This is a genomic window from Ignatzschineria rhizosphaerae (assembly GCF_022655595.1).
Taxonomy (GTDB): Bacteria; Pseudomonadota; Gammaproteobacteria; order Cardiobacteriales; family Wohlfahrtiimonadaceae; genus Ignatzschineria; species Ignatzschineria rhizosphaerae.
Window position 1 is genome coordinate 906,018 of sequence record NZ_CP093379.1, and the last position, 17,148, is coordinate 923,165.

18 protein-coding genes are annotated in these 17,148 nt (G+C 37.1%); 3 read left to right on the plus strand and 15 right to left on the minus strand.

Features of this window, described 5'->3' with window-relative positions; all coding sequences use genetic code 11:
• Nucleotides 1–20: 20 nt before the first annotated feature.
• The 5 genes from MMG00_RS03920 to MMG00_RS03940 form a co-directional block, all read right to left on the minus strand.
• Complete coding sequence (locus MMG00_RS03920; protein WP_242151688.1) at nt 21–536, minus strand: YcnI family copper-binding membrane protein; 516 nt, start codon at nt 534–536, stop codon at nt 21–23.
• A gap of 366 nt (nt 537–902) precedes the next feature.
• A complete protein-coding gene (locus MMG00_RS03925; RefSeq protein ID WP_242151691.1) occupies nt 903–1,391 on the minus strand; it encodes a fimbrial protein in 489 nt (162 codons plus the stop codon).
• 176 nt (nt 1,392–1,567) lie between these two features.
• Nucleotides 1,568–2,299 carry a fimbrial biogenesis chaperone gene (locus MMG00_RS03930; RefSeq protein WP_242151694.1) on the minus strand — a complete coding sequence of 244 codons (732 nt, stop codon included), beginning with the start codon at nt 2,297–2,299 and terminating at the stop codon, nt 1,568–1,570.
• 36 nt (nt 2,300–2,335) lie between these two features.
• Nucleotides 2,336–4,765 carry a fimbria/pilus outer membrane usher protein gene (locus tag MMG00_RS03935; RefSeq protein WP_242151697.1) on the minus strand — a complete coding sequence of 810 codons (2,430 nt, stop codon included), beginning with the start codon at nt 4,763–4,765 and terminating at the stop codon, nt 2,336–2,338.
• 158 nt (nt 4,766–4,923) lie between these two features.
• Entirely contained in the window at nt 4,924–5,457 is a 534-nt protein-coding gene (locus MMG00_RS03940; protein WP_242151700.1) for a fimbrial protein, read from the minus strand.
• A 157-nt stretch (nt 5,458–5,614) separates the two neighbouring features.
• Here MMG00_RS03940 and MMG00_RS03945 point away from each other — a divergent pair, with 157 nt between their 5' ends.
• Entirely contained in the window at nt 5,615–6,418 is an 804-nt protein-coding gene (locus MMG00_RS03945) for an integrase core domain-containing protein (RefSeq protein ID WP_242153261.1), read from the plus strand.
• 36 nt (nt 6,419–6,454) lie between these two features.
• On the opposite strand, the gene MMG00_RS03950 is transcribed toward MMG00_RS03945, so the two are convergent.
• From MMG00_RS03950 to MMG00_RS03975, 6 genes are all read right to left on the minus strand, one after another.
• Nucleotides 6,455–6,991: a fimbrial protein gene (locus tag MMG00_RS03950; protein WP_242151703.1), complete on the minus strand. Its 537-nt coding sequence runs from the start codon at nt 6,989–6,991 to the stop codon at nt 6,455–6,457.
• 26 nt (nt 6,992–7,017) lie between these two features.
• Nucleotides 7,018–7,551, minus strand: a complete 534-nt coding sequence (locus MMG00_RS03955; protein ID WP_242151706.1) for a fimbrial protein — start codon at nt 7,549–7,551, stop codon at nt 7,018–7,020.
• A gap of 27 nt (nt 7,552–7,578) precedes the next feature.
• Nucleotides 7,579–8,106, minus strand: coding sequence for a hypothetical protein (locus tag MMG00_RS03960; RefSeq protein ID WP_242151708.1), 528 nt, complete (start codon nt 8,104–8,106; stop codon nt 7,579–7,581).
• A gap of 33 nt (nt 8,107–8,139) precedes the next feature.
• On the minus strand, nt 8,140–8,670 hold the full coding sequence (locus MMG00_RS03965) for a hypothetical protein (protein ID WP_242151710.1): 531 nt from the start codon (nt 8,668–8,670) through the stop codon (nt 8,140–8,142).
• A gap of 11 nt (nt 8,671–8,681) precedes the next feature.
• Nucleotides 8,682–9,209, minus strand: coding sequence for a fimbrial protein (locus MMG00_RS03970; RefSeq protein WP_242151713.1), 528 nt, complete (start codon nt 9,207–9,209; stop codon nt 8,682–8,684).
• A gap of 399 nt (nt 9,210–9,608) precedes the next feature.
• The gene (locus MMG00_RS03975; RefSeq protein WP_242151716.1) at nt 9,609–10,385 is read right to left on the minus strand and encodes an AraC family transcriptional regulator; all 777 of its coding nucleotides are present in this window, start codon (nt 10,383–10,385) and stop codon (nt 9,609–9,611) included.
• Nucleotides 10,386–10,520: 135 nt separating this feature from the next.
• Between MMG00_RS03975 and MMG00_RS03980 the strand changes: the two genes are divergently transcribed.
• On the plus strand, nt 10,521–11,393 hold the full coding sequence (locus MMG00_RS03980) for a DMT family transporter (protein WP_242151719.1): 873 nt from the start codon (nt 10,521–10,523) through the stop codon (nt 11,391–11,393).
• Nucleotides 11,394–11,825: 432 nt separating this feature from the next.
• On the opposite strand, the gene MMG00_RS03985 is transcribed toward MMG00_RS03980, so the two are convergent.
• From MMG00_RS03985 to MMG00_RS04000, 4 genes are read right to left on the minus strand one after another with little or no spacing between them, the layout of a single operon-like run.
• The gene (locus MMG00_RS03985) at nt 11,826–12,689 is read right to left on the minus strand and encodes a metal ABC transporter permease (protein WP_242151722.1); all 864 of its coding nucleotides are present in this window, start codon (nt 12,687–12,689) and stop codon (nt 11,826–11,828) included.
• Nucleotides 12,686–13,570 carry a metal ABC transporter permease gene (locus MMG00_RS03990; RefSeq protein ID WP_242151725.1) on the minus strand — a complete coding sequence of 295 codons (885 nt, stop codon included), beginning with the start codon at nt 13,568–13,570 and terminating at the stop codon, nt 12,686–12,688. Before MMG00_RS03990 ends, MMG00_RS03985 begins: the two co-directional genes overlap by 4 nt.
• Nucleotides 13,570–14,469 carry a manganese/iron ABC transporter ATP-binding protein gene (locus tag MMG00_RS03995; RefSeq protein ID WP_242151728.1) on the minus strand — a complete coding sequence of 300 codons (900 nt, stop codon included), beginning with the start codon at nt 14,467–14,469 and terminating at the stop codon, nt 13,570–13,572. Before MMG00_RS03995 ends, MMG00_RS03990 begins: the two co-directional genes overlap by 1 nt.
• Nucleotides 14,466–15,326, minus strand: coding sequence for a metal ABC transporter substrate-binding protein (locus MMG00_RS04000; RefSeq protein ID WP_349775523.1), 861 nt, complete (start codon nt 15,324–15,326; stop codon nt 14,466–14,468). Before MMG00_RS04000 ends, MMG00_RS03995 begins: the two co-directional genes overlap by 4 nt.
• Before the next feature lie 634 nt (nt 15,327–15,960).
• On the opposite strand from MMG00_RS04000, the gene MMG00_RS04005 reads away from it, so the two are divergent.
• The gene (locus MMG00_RS04005; RefSeq protein ID WP_242151734.1) at nt 15,961–16,890 is read left to right on the plus strand and encodes a DKNYY domain-containing protein; all 930 of its coding nucleotides are present in this window, start codon (nt 15,961–15,963) and stop codon (nt 16,888–16,890) included.
• The last annotated feature ends 258 nt before the right edge of the window (nt 16,891–17,148 follow it).

Here is a 17,148-nt window from a genome sequence, read left to right on the forward strand (position 1 = left end):
ATAAGTTGTGTCATGGATCACTACTTTATGATCTTCAAAGATGGCGCGCCCAATTCTTTTGCATCATGACCATGATGCTTGTGTCCGCTAGTATCAGTCCATAGATATTCACCTATTTCACAATTTTGAATCACAGGGAAATAGATTTCATCACTATTGTTGGCATTATCCGCAAAATAACCGGTAATCGTAAACTCATCATAATGCTGGTCTGGCAATGAGCCTTCCCAAGTGATAGATGAAATGCCTTGAGTCACATCTTTACCGTATTGTTGGTAGGTTTTAGCGAAAGAAGTTGTTTTCGTTGAAATTGACCAATCAGATTTTGGCATAGGTTTAACACCAATAACACCTTCTGGAATATTGATTGTTACTTTTGTTGTGGGGGTGCCTTCACAACCATGAGGAACGGCAAATGTTGCCTTGAATGATTTGCCTTCTGTAAGGGGCTTTGCATCGATGAAGCTGATATGTGCTGAGGCTATTTGTGATAACAATAAAGGGGTAATAATGAAGGATAGGATTTTGAAGTTCATACATCATCTCTCGATAGTTAATAGGAATGATGATTGTAGCCCCTATTTGATCTCTTGTATATACAAGTTGTATTTAGAAGGAGTAAGATGATATTACTGAGTTCATTAATATATGGGGGTTAAGATAAAATTGAGTACAAAATTTTGAGTTGTAATCATAATATCAGGGCTTGTGATTAAAGTTGCTTCGCCTTTCATGATATATGTTTGATTATTTTTAATGATGGATAAGGAAGGCTATTTAGTATTTTAAAAGGGATGGTCAGTTAAAATTTGTTAGATATTGATCCAAAATAAAAGAGATATTAGTCGATCAATATCTCTTTAAAAGTCATCATTTATCAATATTTTTAATATCTGTATAGATTATTTATATTGAATTTTGATATCGACTGAGGTTCCTGCTGGACCAGCTGTAATCGGGCCATCTGCAATTTTAACAACACTTGCTTTGAAGCCCAGCATAGGATGTGGTGTAGGATTACTAAACTCCCATTCTCTATTGCTTGGGCTCAAAGACTTTCCTTGCACGGCAAGATCAAAGCCAATATTTTTTTGTGTACCGACAGTATTTTTCCAATAGAGAGGATCTGTTGATGCCGTTCCACCTTGCGCTGTAATACCAATCATGCCAAGCGGGCAGTCTTCTAGTACTAAATTGCCTGTATTAGAAGTTAGTTTGTCTCCGACTTGAGAGAGATCATCGCTATAAAAATCCGGAATTATAAGCGTTGGGACACTAATTACCTTACAAACTGAAGGAAGAATTGTTGTTTTGATTTCAATAGAAGCGGTTTGTGCTTGAGCTGAATTTAAAGATAAACATAAAGCTAAGAATATAATAGTCTTTTTCATAAAATAAACCTTTTATATAATAGATAAATAGGATATATATTTTATAATTGTTAATACTTATTTAATATAAGTATTTGATTTATTTATTATAATGTTGATATAGATATCTTTTGTATAAGTATAGGTAGCTATTAAGATAACTACCTATACTGATTGACAGTTCTATAAAAAAGAGACTATCGTTCAATAAATTCTGTAATGGTGCAAGGTGATGAGGCGCAGTTGTAGTGGATCGCTTTTGCTTCACCATAATCATCAATAAAGAAGATAAAAGGTGTATTACCGGAATTAACAGAAACTTGTTCGCTGGAGAACGGCTTCATAATAATGTCTTTAGTGATAAGATCTTTTTTACTCTTACCAAAACCATAAATTACAATGTGATAAGGGGATGGGTTGTTTAAAGAGAATTGGTTGCCGTTTTTAGTGACGATAAGATCTTCAAACCAGCCATTTTGCTTCTCATAAGTAGGAAGACCTTTAGGACGATAGAATATTTTTAATTGAGATTGGATAATCACATTAACTTTTGCGGTATTAGCCGGTTCGTTCGGATCTTTCGCTGGCACTCCACGGACATTTAATGTGTAGAGAGATTCTCTATCTGTCGCAAATAGTGAGCTATCACCGATAGGATTGACGCGGATTTGTTGTTTTTGGTTAGGGTCAATTCTTTGGAGTAAGGGAAGCGCTGCTAGGGGAGATGTAATTTTTTCTCCTTGCATGTTCTCAACCCATGTTTGTGCAAGATAGGGTAACGTTGACGAGCTATTTGTTACAGTAATTGATTGAGATGATGATTTAGCGCTATCAAGAACAATGCGGGTTCTATCAAAATTGAGTTGTGCTGAAGCGCTACTAATTAAAAGAATTGTTGAAATAAGAGGGTATAGGATATTTTTTTTCATATCAACTCCAGAAAAAATATTGAAAATTGGTAAGTATTATTGGCAAATAATGTTATTAAGGGATTCAGGATCATTTTGTTTAATTGTAAATTGGCAGGATTCTTCTTTTCCCCATTTTAATTGATAACGAGCCTGTTTGTTGATGCCCGAAAGATAAGCCATTCCTTCTTCTGAAACCATAGAGATTTCACGCTCAAAATTATCATTGTGATAGACCATTGATCCAAATGGTGGATAATTGCCATTGGCAAGCATGATCTTGACGATTGCTTTTCCTCCGGTAACAGGATTCGTGCTTCGATAGGCGATTGCCCCATCTGATACCGCAAGCTTAAAAACAGAGTTTTGGATTTCAACTTCTGAAGGGAGATTATCGTTATCAATTTTGTAGGTTAATGGATAATAAGCAGAGACATTATGAATCCCAGCAAGTCCAAAAATATTGGTTGCAGCGCTAGAGTTTTCAATATGGACCCCTGAAACTCCACCATCGATAATGATTCTTGCTGAATCATTATAAACTCTAGGGTTTGTTGCAATTCCATGTTGAGTAATTGTTATAGAGCTATCAAGTCCCAAAGTCGCTCTTTGATTATCTTTAGCATATTCAGCAGTAGCATAGACTCTTCCGTAACGAGAAGTATTATCGATAGAGGCATTCAGGCTATACTCATTACCGCCGCTATAATCGGGTCTACGATAAGCACGAGTTCCCACAGTAAAGTAATCTGAAAAATTGTTTTTATTATAATAATTGTAATAAGTCACATCATGGCTCTGCTGACGGGTGAGATCACTGTAACTGCTATTATAGTGCACTCTATTGCGAGAATTCTTACCTAAAGGAATCGTGACATATAGGGCAAAGCGATTCTCCTTATCTTGTGTATATCCTGCATCATTACGAGAATAGGAAAAGGTAATTGAAGAGCCATCAAGATAGCCTGTGCGAAAGTGCTTATTAAAAGAAGCATTATAATATTCTGATGAGTTTTTCCCCCAATAACTATTTTTAGAGATTGACAGCGAAATTGAGCTGGAAATAGAGGGGATGTTTTGGGATAGGCTTAAAGTAAAACGGTTTTTCTCTCGATTGATATTCCGCGTTGTCTGATTTTGTTTAAGATAGATATAATTTTGCATAGTTGTATAGCCATCGGTTGAATGAACGGCTGATAGCGATAATGTTGAATATCTAAAAAAACGTTTAGAATAATTGATGCGATAACGCTCACCATGAAATGATTCCTTTTCATAAGCACTATTTTTAGCGTGTGTTATATCAAAAGAGAGGGCGCCAAAGAGGCCAAGATTCATTCCTAGACCTAGATTATAGCTTTGATACTTTCCATTACTTGTTAACATAATACCTTCTAAGAGTGAGAAGGTATTTGTAAGACCAATAGAGCTATCAAAAGAGAGTGCATTACCATAATCGCTATTTTTATTGTTATTGAGTGGCGAGATTTTACCAATATTAGCAGCATAGCGAATATCGCCTTTACGAGTTAAAAAGGGAACATTAGCAATATCAACTTGATAACGCTGAGTTTGTCCATTGTCTTCTTCTACTGTTACATCAACAGGCCCACTAAAACCAGATGGAAGATCTGTAATAGAGAAGGGACCTGGCGGAACTTGGATTGTTCTAATAACACTACCATATTGTCTAAGAGTTACTATGGCATTAGAGTTTGCAAGGCCTGTAATTTCAGGGGCATATCCTCTTAAATAGGATGGCTTCATCTGTTCATCGCTAAAGAGACTTATCCCTTTAAAGCGAAAAGTATCAAATAGATTGCTCTTGGTGTAGAGTTCACCGACATATAATTTTGAGTTTAGAGAACCAATATCAGTAAAGGCATAAATTTTATCCCATTCAAAATGACCTTCAGAATCTTTTCTAGAATATTGATAATCGGCTCTTACTCTAAATCTACCAAAATTTGCGCCCACTGTTCCGTAACTACTGAGGTTTTTGTTGCTGGTATAAGCCCCGTAACGTTTACGCCTATCGTGTGAAGAGATAAGACTATAATCAAAAATAATACCAGCAATACCATGGTCTCTTGCGCTTACGGGTGCCCAGCTTGTATCAATATTTTCAATATATTTATGGGGAAAAGCAAGATGTAGTTCATTATTTTGTCCTGAGAAGTTAATTTTAATATCAGGATCATCTGTAGTAAGAATAGGGCAATTATCCTTACGAGTATTTGAAAATTTAAGATCTCGTTGTTTTAGCGGTAATTCATCAAGAATATTTTGCGTAAAACAAAAACTGATTTCCTGATCAATTGTTGCAAGTTCAATACGTTGATTTTGATGAGTGAGAGTATCATTAACATAGATATCCGCATAATAGAGGCCATTATATTGATTTGTAGGCCCTGAGAATTGGCTAAGATCAATGTTAGTTTCACCTAAATCGGCAAACATTTTTTCATCAAATTCAAAAGCCTTCAAACTATGGCTGTTGGAAAGTATGAGAAAACTTGAGAAAAAGAGTGTATAGAGAGAGTTTTTAATCAAAAGCCGCATAGGAATTTTTATATGAAAAGGAAGCACTCTATAGGTAATAGAGTGCTTCGTAAGTCGTTGTCAATAATGTATAAATGACTACCTTATTTATAAGAAGCAGTGAAATTTACAGTTGTGGAGATAGGACCAGGGATGATCTCGCCTTCCGCAATTCGAGCAACGCGAGCTTTAGTGACAAATTTAGTAACTGTATCATTTGAGGTGATTTCTGGAGAGCTAATAGGTGTTACTGTACCTGATCCTGGAACCTTCTGTCCCGCAATTTCAATTTCTATACCGACATTTTCATTTGTTGTGCTGTCCCAGTAAACATCATTTTTTGATGCGGGATTACCCTCAAGTTCCAGTTCGATAAATGCTGTAGACTGTCCTTCCCCAATCCCAAGGTAGCAGTTTGAAAAGGTGATAGCACTGTTTGTATTACTCCATGTTGTAGGCTGACCAACCTGCTTTAATTCTCCTATATTAATAGGGTTTAAGGTGATTGAATCAGCCTTAACTTCACATTCAGAAGTTTTAATAATTGTACCTGTAATATTGAAAGTCCCACTGATTTGTGCTTGAGCGAAGGTCGTAGATAATAGTAGTGCCGAAAGGGCTAATGTAATTTTTTTCATTAATAATACCTCTTTTTAGTATAAAAAATATCTCTAAAAAACTAGATGACATGAAATGTTTATCACTAGTTATATGGATGAGAATTTAATGTTGATTAAATTCAATAATATGTAGGATTTTATCGCGTTGTTTACAGTATTAGGAGAAAATACTGTTATGAATATCCATCGAAAAACAAAATTAACGCCGTTTCATCGAGAAGAGATTTGGCGATTACATCATCAAGAAAAATTTACCGTAACCTATCTAGCTGAGCGTTTTATGGTAAGCAGACCTACGATCTATAAAGTACTAAAACAAGGTAGATTGAACTTGTTTGTGCCATTAGCTAGTAAAAATGAACGTTATAGAACAATTAAGTATGGCATTAAACGTCTTGCAAAGATTGAAAAATCTATTGAAGAGAAACTTAAAAAGAGGGCTAAACGTTATAACAAAAACTATCCTGGCGAGATGGTCCATGTGGATACTAAACGGCTCCCTCTTTTAAAAGGAGATCTTAAAAATCGCACTAGAGAGTATTTATTTGTAGGAATTGATGATTTTTCAAGAGAACTTTATGCCGGTATTTATCCTGATAAATCACAGTTTAGTGCTGCTGAATTTCTTCGATGGGATCTGTTAGAACAGTGTCCCTATACTGTAGAATGCACCTATTCGGATAATGGTCGTGAGTATAAAGGTACATCAGAACATGCCTTTGTCGAAATGTGTCTAACACATAAGATTAATCAAAAGTTTACAAAGCCAGCTTGCCCTCAAACGAATGGAAAAGCAGAAAGAGTCATTCGAACACTCATGGAAATGTGGCATAATCAGGAAGAGTTTATCAGTTCAGATGATCGGAAAAAGAAGCTAAAACGATTTTTGAACTATTACAACACAGTAAAACCTCATAAGGGTATTAATGGTTTAACGCCTTATGAAGTTTTAGAAAATTATTTTAACACTGAAGTGTAAACAACCCGCCGATTTCTAACAAATAATAGCAATGAGTTAATAAAATGATGCTGTGACATTAATAGGGACAGAGAAACTCCCTGTTTCTATTTCACCTTCAGCAATGTTAATAATTTGGGCCGAAAAAAACGCTTGGTAAACCTGCTGATTAGGAGTAGCTTTAAAATCGAAGTAGGTACCTGTACTAGGTCTAATTAGCCTCCCTTTTAACGGTTCTATTAGTTTGATTGCTAAGAGATTAGCGTTAGGTTTATTTAGGATGCTCCAATATGCCTCATTAGGGGAGGGTTCTCCTGGTTCTATTTCTAAATATAATGATGAAATAGTACCGCCCTCAGGTAAATTAATAGAGCAGTTGTACAGGGAAATAAAGGCGAGTTGAGTAATACTTTTCCCTCCTGGTTTTTCTAAATCTTTCATTTCAATTTCCCCAAAACTTATATCTGGAGCACTAATTTGGCAAAAGGATTCAGGAAGTATTTCACCATTAATTTCAAAAGAACTATGATCTTGTGCCGGCGTCATATTTACCGATGCTAATAAAGTGATCAATAATAAACTGAGTTTTTTCATATTTTTTCCTGATTATTAAGCAATAATCATTTAAAGGACGCTTTATAATTAATGGGGATCATGATTTGGCCTGAATCAATTTTGCCTTCAGCAATATTTATAATTTGTGCGTTCATAGTTATGTTGTATTGTTGAGACGAGTTTTCATACATGGTAATGCTTATTTCTCCGCCTGAAGGAGGGATTTTTTGTCCATCAATGCGTAAAGATATCCCTAAATGATCTGCATTTGGCTTATTAAGAGTACTCCAGTATTGAGGATTTGGAGAGGGTTCTCCGGGTTCTATAGTTAGATTAAATTGTGCAGTACTTCCTCCACCAGGTATTAATGAAAGATCGCAATAGTGAAGCTCAATATTTTTTGTGACACTAAAACTACTATTCCCTAATTTTTCTAACTTTTGAGAGTCATGAGTTCCAAGTTCAATGCTAGGAATATAGATGTCGCATATTCTTTCAGGGATAATTTCACCATTTATTTGAAATGAGCCACCGTTTTGAGCGTGAGTAACGGTGATTGAGGCAAATAACATCATTAATAGTAAGTTAAACTTTTTCATTTTTTATCCTTATTTATTGATCTCTATTTATCGGTAGCTACCAACAACGTGAATATTCTTGTGAATGTTTCTAGGCTTAATATCTTGAGCTGTGCCTGCGACATGTACTAATCTTGCTTTAACTTCTAAATTGGCTGAACCATTAACGATGGGGGTATATGGCTCAGGAAGAATAGGGTCAATACCCGTAGGTGGAACAATACCTCCCCCCATTACAAACTCTAAATAGACATAAAAAGAATCAATATTCCAGTAGCGTTGGTGCATTCCGGGTACAGAATCAGGAATTACAGACCAAGCAACATATGAGATAGGGTGCCCTTCTGTAACAGATAGGTCACAGTTTGTAAGTGAGAGGTTTCCCATACCCCATGGCGCACTGTTGTTAACAATTTGTTCAATTGTGGCAGAGACGTCGATATTCATTTGTCCCCCAATTTGGCAACGTTGATCAGAGGTGATTTCTCCCTCTACTTGAAATGAACTACTATTTTGTGCGTAGCCTAATGACATTGTGAGAGTCACAAGAGAGAAGATATAGAGGAGTTTTTTCATAGGTGATTTCCTTAGATGATGAATCCGTATAAATTATTTAAATTCGATTCTAAAATTAATGCCTAAATTGAATTCTTCAGGTATTACTTCTTCTTGAGAGATTCGTAGTAATCGGGCTTCAGCATTAAAAATTAGCCCATTTTTACCTATCGGTTGAGGGGATAATGTCGCCCCACTAGGGGGTATTTTGATATTATTGATGATAAGTTCTATCCCTAGTGCGCTGTTTTTTTCGCCAATACTCCAATAGTTGAGATTTCCGGTTGGAGTCCCTTCTTCTATGTGTAAATGGGCTGATGGGGATTCAATACTTCCTTCAATAGAGAATTGGCAATTATAGAGCTGGATAATGGTTGTTTGGCTTCTTGCGGCAATCACATGCATTGATTTGAGGCGATCCGTAGTAATTGCTGGAATTACTATAGATTCGGTTCTCATATTACACGTACGATGTACGGGGTTATTTTCATCTATTTCACTGTTAAAAGTCGCAAATCGTTGGGCTGAGGCGAAAGTAGAAAGTAGTGTTAGTAGTATTAATGGAAAAGTAACATAATTTTTCATTATTAAAATATCTATTTATAATCAATCATGTAGTCAATTGGTACACGAATACCATCGCCCGGCGCAATAGCTCCCTCTTTAATTCTTACGAGTCTTGCTTGAGTTTTAAATTCTGCATAACCACTAGTAATCTCTTTTGGGGGGATATTATTGGGGGTACTTGCAGAAATAAGCATTTCATCAATTTGTAATTCGATTCCTAGAGGGCCACTAACAGATCCATTATTTACCCAATAATCATGTCCACTTGAAGTGCTTGATAGAATGCGAAGATTAACAGAAGATTTTTTTTCCTGACCTACTATGCCAATAGTGCATTCGGTTAAGGCAATAGAACTATAACCCCAATCCCCATGATCTTTAATATTGCTTAATTGGTTCAGATTGGTATCAGGGATTAGAATATCGTTAGCATTAACGATACAGATGGTTTCAGGTGATATAATTTTGCCATTAATGTCAAATGAGCTATGAGTCTGCGCATAGCTTAATAATGGCATTAAAAGTAATGAGCTTATTGCAAGTATTAACTTTTTCATGAATATATAGTCCTGATATTTATAATAATGCTATTTTAGCTTTATTTTAATATTTTATAATTATCAGTATGTTACAGGTAATATCAATAAATTCCATAAAATGTGTTAATAAACTATTGATTTTTATCAATTTTACACATCTATTTGAACGATAATCGTTTATTGTTTTATTTTAGATTAATTAATTTCAATTATTAATTAAGTCTTAATTTACTATATGGAGTGAGATTTATTTTGTGTTGTTTTTATAGACTATTAGATATCTTGGTTAAGAGAATTTTCTCTCAACCCTTATATAGGTTGAAATAGCCCCTCAAGTTAAGAGGATATTAGTTCAATAGGCTTACTGTGAGATAGCTTAAAAATATTTGAATTATCATCAACATTATTGTTCTATGATTAGTGAGATTGTCGATAGCGATCTGGCGTCATGCCGGAAATATTTTGAAACATCGCAATAAAGCTAGAAGCAGAGCGATAGCCCACAGAAAAGGCAATCTCTTCTACTGTTAAGCCTTTTTCAAGTAGGGAGGCGGCATGGATAAAGCGTAAACGAGCGCACCACTCACTAAAGCTCATTCCAAGCTCTTTTTGAAAATAGCGAGCTAATGTTCTTTCCGTCGTGAAGACTTTACCCGCCCACTCTTGTAGCGTGAGGCGTAAAGAGGGATCAATTTCTAGTGCCTCTAAAATAGGTTTGAGTAGTTTATGATCTGAGTCGGGAAGATAGGTATTGTCGATCATCGCATCTTGTAATTCATCAATTAAGACTTGAGAGCGGCGAAAATCCCGGTCGCTTGTGGGCAGAAAGACCTCTTTTTTAAAAAAGTCATCAATAATGGTTCTCGCAATGGGGGTTAGTGTTATGAGCGAAGGGGCTTTAGGGAGTTTTTTAGCTTCTTTTTGGCAGATATTGATCGAGCGAAATTTAGCTGCTTTTTGACTATAACAAGCATGCTCACACTGTGGCGGAATCCAAATAGCAAAGCCACGTGGCGAGATAAACCTTTCGCCTTTCACCTCTAAGGTAATTACGCCTTTATCAACATCAATCAATTGCCCCCAATCATGAAGATGAGGATGGTATTCGCTAGCACCATTAATATTTTCATCAACCAGCATAATAAGGCGATTAGGATGATAATTAAAAGATTGTAATGGTTGCTGTTGCATCATGATAATAAAACTCCTATGAAGCTCATCATTGTCTGAATAACGAGAAAAAGTGTCCGAATTTCAGTATATAGATCATATAAGACACATTATACTATTGCTTCTAATGAAAATCATTAACATTTAATAGGAGCTGTAATGAAGTTAACAGCAATGATCTATCCGTTACTCGCGGTTCTGATCTGGGCGATGAATGCTGTCGTCAATAAATTATCTGCCGGTGTTATTGAGCCTGAAACGATCTCATTTTATCGTTGGGTATTAGCCTTAATAATTTTGACCCCATTTTGCCTTAGAGGAACCTTAAAGCATTGGCAAAGTATTAAGCCCTTATTAGGGAAGCTCTGTTTTCTGGGTTTTTTAGGAATGGCGCTTTACCAGTGTTTAGCTTATTACGCAGCTTATACAATCTCTGCGACAATGATTGGGATCTTCTTATCTTTAACGCCGCTTTTAACGATTTTATTAAGTACAATCATTTTAAGAACGGGGTTAACGGCGGGGTTAGTCATTGGCTCTTTACTCTCCTTTTTTGGAATTACTTGGTTAATAAGTGGTGGGCATCCTTTAATATTGCTTGATGTTGGGATTGGTAAAGGGGAAATGATGATGCTCGTTGCAGCCTCTGCCTACGCATTATATGGCGTTGTGACGATTAAATGGAAAATTCCGGCATTAATTTCTACCTGGCAATCACTCTACTGGCAGGTTATTTTTGGTGTGTTAATCTTGATTCCCCTTTTTCTCTTTTTTGCAACAGATCGGGCGATTACAGCAGATAATATCGGCTTAGTATTATTTGCTGGCATTCCTGCGTCTATTTTAGCGCCCTTTTTATGGCTTCAAGGGGTTGCAAAGTTAGGCGCCAGTAAAACCTCGCTATTTATGAATCTAACCCCGATCTTTACTGCCGCAATCTCTATTTTATTCTTACATGAAAGTTTAGAGATGTATCATCTCATCGGTGGTTCTGTCTCTTTAGTAGGAGTATTTATAGCGCAAAGATTTTAATTAGATTATGTGATTTTTGAGGGGAAGCTATCTGCATCTAGATTGCCGGGGAAGCGCAGATAGTTAGGGGAAGTCAAGAGCGAAAATGCCGGCAGACTAGCTTAGTTTATTAAAACATATACATATAGTAAATCGGTTTAAAAGAAACTGAATCAGATTACCAGCGTATGGATTATGAAAAGCGCAAGAATCATTCTATCCGCCATTGCGTAAGCTGATTTGATTTACGTTGTACTGTTTTGTTTTAAAAACAGTGTTTCTTAAACCGAATTGACAATAAATATAGTAAACAAGCATAAAAATCCCGATTGAATTGTAGGTGATACGACTTTTCAATCGGGATTTTTTATATTGTGATAGTTAATTAAAGCGGTGCTTTTCTTTAAGGAGAAGAGGTTATGGAAAAGCTATAAAAACCGCTTCTTTACTATTTTAAATGGAAGCTTTCTCGTTTGCTTCTTTTTTCGCGTTAATTACTAATCGTCCTTTAATGCGGTTATAGATAAAGGCAAGAATAAAGAGCGAAGCTTGTGATAGCACAATACAAGGACCTGTTTCTGCATCGATATGAAAGCTCACAAGTACACCCATAAATGACGAGAAGATTGAGGATGTCACCGCAATAATCATCATAATAGGGAAGCGTTTTGTCAGCAGAAAGCCAATAATGCCGGGAGCCACTAACATTGCTATCACTAATATGACGCCAACGGCTTGTAGTGAAGCCACAATGCTTAGCGCAAGTAAGATTAGTAATGTGTAGTGTAAGAATTTCACCGGTAAGCCAATTACTTGTGCTTGCACGGGATCAAAGCTATAGAGCATAAAATCTTTTCGTTTAATAAGAATAATTAAAAGCGTAATGCCAGAGATGATAATGATCTGCCATAACTCATGGGGCAAAATCCCTAAAATATTCCCAAAAAGGACGTGCGTTAAATGCTGATCCGTCTTCACAAAAGAAAAGAGAAATAACCCAAGGGCAAATAATCCTGAAAAGATAATCCCAAGGACTGCATCTTCTTTAACCCGGCTATGGGATTTAATATACCCCGTAGCAACTGCGCAAAAGAGCCCTGAAGCAAAAGCACCGATCACAAGTGGAATCCCAAAAATAAAGGCCACGACAATCCCTGGTAATACCGCATGGGAAATCGCATCTCCCATCAGCGCCCAACCTTTTAAGATGAGATAACAAGAGAGAACGGCGCAGACAATTCCGGCAATAATTGCCCCAAGCATTGCTTGTTGCATAAAGGGATATTGTAATGGGGTCATGATAAAGGATTCAATCATGATTGTGCCTCCTTACTCGATGCTTGATATGCTAGGCGATTTGCTTTTGCAGCTCTGATTTTTGCAATATGCCCATGTTTTGGTGCAAAGAGAAAAGCGATGATAAAAAGTGCACTTTGAAGTACGACAATTAAGCTGCCTGTTGAGCCTCCTGGTAAGAAGAAACTAACATAAGCCCCAACAAAGCTTGTTAAAGCGCCAATTGCCACAGATAAAGTGAGCATTACGCCAAAGCGATCAGTTAAAAGATAAGCCGTCGCACCTGGTGTAATCACCATAGCGATGACTAAAATGGCGCCCACCGTTTGTAGCGCTGCAACCGTACAAGCACTTAATAGGACAAAAAAGAGAATTTTTAAACGATTAACCGGCATCCCGATTGTTGCTGCTTGCACTTCATCAAAGAAGAGAAGCATGAGATCTTTCCAGTAAAAGAGCAAGATCACAAGAGAAATGATGGTAATAATCGTTGCTTGTAGGGCATCACTATCTGAAATACCAAGTACATTACCAAAGATAATAGAGTTAATGCTAATAGGCGTAGGATTTAGCGAGATAATTAGTAATCCTGCGGCAAAAAAGCTACTAAAGACTAAGCCAATAATCGCATCTTCTCTTAATTTAGTGAAATGTTTAACAAGACCCATCGCAAGCGCTGCTAAAATGCCGGTAAAAAAAGCTCCAATGGCATAAGGAAGACTTAAGGCATAAGCGCCTGCAACTCCAGGGACAACAGAGTGTGAAAGAGCATCTCCCATTAATGACCAGCCTTTTAAGACAAGGTAGGTTGAAAGAAATGCACAAACCGCACCCACTAACAGACACATGATGATGGCTTTGACCATATATTCATATTGAAAGGGTTCTAAAAGAGCTTCCATTAGGATTCTCCTTCTTGTTTTTGACAGCAATCTTCGTGATAGCAAACATGTGCGCGTGTTTTCTTTAAATTTTGCGCACGATCATCGCCATAGAAAACAGCAGGGCGTTCATCATCTGTTAAAACCGTAACTTTACGAGGATCATCATCGTCATGTAAATGATCTCCTTTTAGGGAGATCTCTCGAAGCACGCCACCAAAGGTACGAGTTAAGTTCTCTTGCGTGTAGGTTGTTTCGGTGGGGCCTTGTGCTAGAACCGTTTGATTTAGCAAAATGACCTGATCACAAAACTCTGGGATTGACCCTAAGTTATGGGTTGAAACTAACATAAGATAGCCCTCTTCACGAAGAGAGATAAGAAGCTCAATGATACTATCTTCCGTTTTAAGATCAACGCCAGTAAAAGGCTCATCAAGCAGGAGGATTTTACTCTCTTGCGCAAGGGCTCTTGCTAAAAACACCCGTTTTTTCTGCCCACCTGATAGCTCACCGATTTGCCTTTTACGAAAATCGGTTAAATCAACACGAGCTAGTGCATCCGCGACCATTTCATGATCTTTCTTAGAGGGAATTCTTAAAAAACCCATCTTGCCGTAACGACCCATCATTACAACATCTTCAACAAGAACAGGGAAGTTCCAGTCAACCTCTTCTGTTTGCGGGACGTAAGCAATTTTGTTGGCTTTTAAGGCTGTTTTAATTGCAGTATCTGCAATTGTGATTTGACCTTTTGTAGGAGAGACTAAACCCATAATAGATTTGAAAAGGGTTGACTTTCCGCTACCATTGACCCCAACAAGCCCACAGATTGTGCCGGCATCTAATCGAAAGTTCACATCAAAAATTGCACGGTGACCATTATTATAAGTCACCGACACATTATCTACATAGATACTCATTGTAATTCAAATCCTTCAACGATTGTTTGTACCGTTGTTTCTAAAAGTTTAATGTAAGTTGGCACAGGCCCATCTGGCTCTGAAAGTGAGTCAACATAGAGTACGCCACCATATTTAGCGCCGGTTTCTTTTGCCACTTGTTTTGCGGGTTTATCAGAGATAGTGCTTTCGCTAAAGAGAACCGGTAGGTTGTGTTTGCGAATGGTATCAATCAAGCGTTTTACCTGTTGTGGTGAGCCTTCTTCGTCAGCATTAATCGGCCAGAGATAAGCTTCTTTGAGGTTATAATCTTCTGCTAAGTAACCAAACGCGCCTTCACTTGTGACTAACCAGCGTTTCTCTTCTGGGATTTGATCCAGTTTTGCGCGAAGCGGCGCATCTAATGCTTGGATCTCTTTCGCATAACGAGCAGCGTTCGCGTTATAAACATCGGCATTTTCTGGATCATGTTCCACAAAAGCTTTACGGATATTTTCGATATATACTAGCGCATTATTAGGGCTCATCCACGCATGAGGATTAGGGGTTCCTTCATATTCTCCTTCATAGATCGAAAGCGGCGTAATTCCTTCGGTTACAACAACGGATGGCACATCGCGAAGGCTTTGGAAGAAGCGTTCAAACCAGCGCTCTAAGTTTAGACCATTCCAGAGAATAAGCTCAGCATCTTGCGCTTTAACAATATCTTTTGGCGTTGGTTGATAATCATGAATTTCAGCGCCGGGTTTTGTGATGGATTCAACAATAGCCGCATCGCCCCCAACATTTTGCGCAATGTCTTGAATAATCGTAAAGGTTGTGATAACTTTAAAGGGCTCTTTGGCAAAACTCACGCTACATGCCGCAACAAGAGCCATTCCTAATAGAGCACTTCTCGCTCGAACTTTCATAACCGTTAAAACATTTTTTTCCATGATTGATAAGCCTCCTGCAGCTTTTGTCGAGAACTATTCTCATTTGTGAATCATTAGCGTTAAATTTAACGCACGAAATGATAGAAGTCAAATAATAAATAAAAAGGTAATGTCTTAAATCGCTCTATTTGCAATCTAAATGAAGTGTTTTAGGAGATATTGTTGTATCGGATGGAATCCGATAACCTCGAATGTAATCAGGCGTTAAAGTCATTTTTTCTGGGAAGTTTTTTAGTTAATAAATAAAAAATAAAAAATTTAAAAAAATCATCGAAATCACAAAAAATGAAGGGAAAAAGCATCATCAATTTTCATTAAAAACTAATAAGGACTAACATTTTGTTTAAGAAATAGAGGAGTCATGAGTTTAATTGTAGGAGATCAATAATCAGGATGATTTTGAAAATACAAAAATAGAGAATTCAATTATAATCAGGCAGATAGAACGGATTGTGGCAGTCTTAAAAAGATGTTTTAAGATGTTTTAAGATGTTGAGATCGTTTGATAGCTAAAATCCCTTTTTTGAGGATTATTGGTAATGGGTTATTGGTAATAGGGTCGGGAAATTAAAAAAATATGAAAAGATGGGTTCTAATATTGGGTGTTCCTTTGGTGTTATCCGGATGCTTAGCCACAAAGGGCGCAAGTTATCCCATGGCTAGAGCGGCTAGCGGATATATTGTGACTTATCAATCTTTTCCGGAGTCGGCAACGGTTGTCTGTGATGGCGTGACAAAAGGGCAAACGCCTGTTGCGGTAATTTATCGTTATGATAGAGAAGAGATGGGTGCTAATGATCTTTTATCTATTGATCGTTGTAAAGCGGTATGGATGAGCGGCGCTGAGCAAAATTACCCAGATAACATAAAAATAGATCCATTAATGCGGATGTCGACAATCGGTGCCTCTCACCCACAAAATGTGGCAGGTCTACAGCAAGATATGGCTTTTGATCAACAACGAAAATCTGCAATTAATGCACAGAAATTACAAGAAGAGCGACTAAAGCTTGAAAGAGAGAAGTTGTTACTGGAGAAAGATCGCCGCGATGAATTACTCGATGATCTTCTACATGACAGTGATTTGACAAGTGAAGTTAGGCGTTATCCTTATTCGAAAACGACATTTGATGTCTATTATGGCAGTCGAAAAATAGAGGGCGCGCATGCAAGCTCCTTTGAAGCATTACGCTATGGTTATGCGAAAGATACATGGAATGCCTATTATCAAGGGCAAAAAATTGCGGATGCAAGAGGGAATTCCTTTGAAGTATTAGCGTCAAACTATGCTAAAGATACTTGGAATGTCTATTATCGAGGAACGAAGATTGCGGGAGCGACTGCTTCAAGGTTTGAAGTGCTTGGTTTAGGCTATGCTAAAGATGTTTGGAATGTCTATTATCGTGGTCAGAAAATTGAGGGCGCTTCTCCTAATAGCTTTAAAGTCGATAGTCGAGGATATGCTAGTGATATCCGTAATCGATATCATAATGGGCGATTATTATAATTAAAGTAGTAACTGAAGTGATTTATAGTAGATTCGGTTCAAGAAACACTATTTTAAAAGTATTAAGAGTACAGAGTATGTATTAAATTAGCTTGATGCTGTCGAATAGAACTATTCTTGTGCTTCTCATAATCAATGCGCTGCGGTAATCTGATTCAGTGACTTTAAACCGATTTCACTATAGTTATGGAGATCACTAAGTTTGATCATTTTTTGATCTATAGTGAAATAGGTTCAAAATAGGTTGCTGGCTGATTT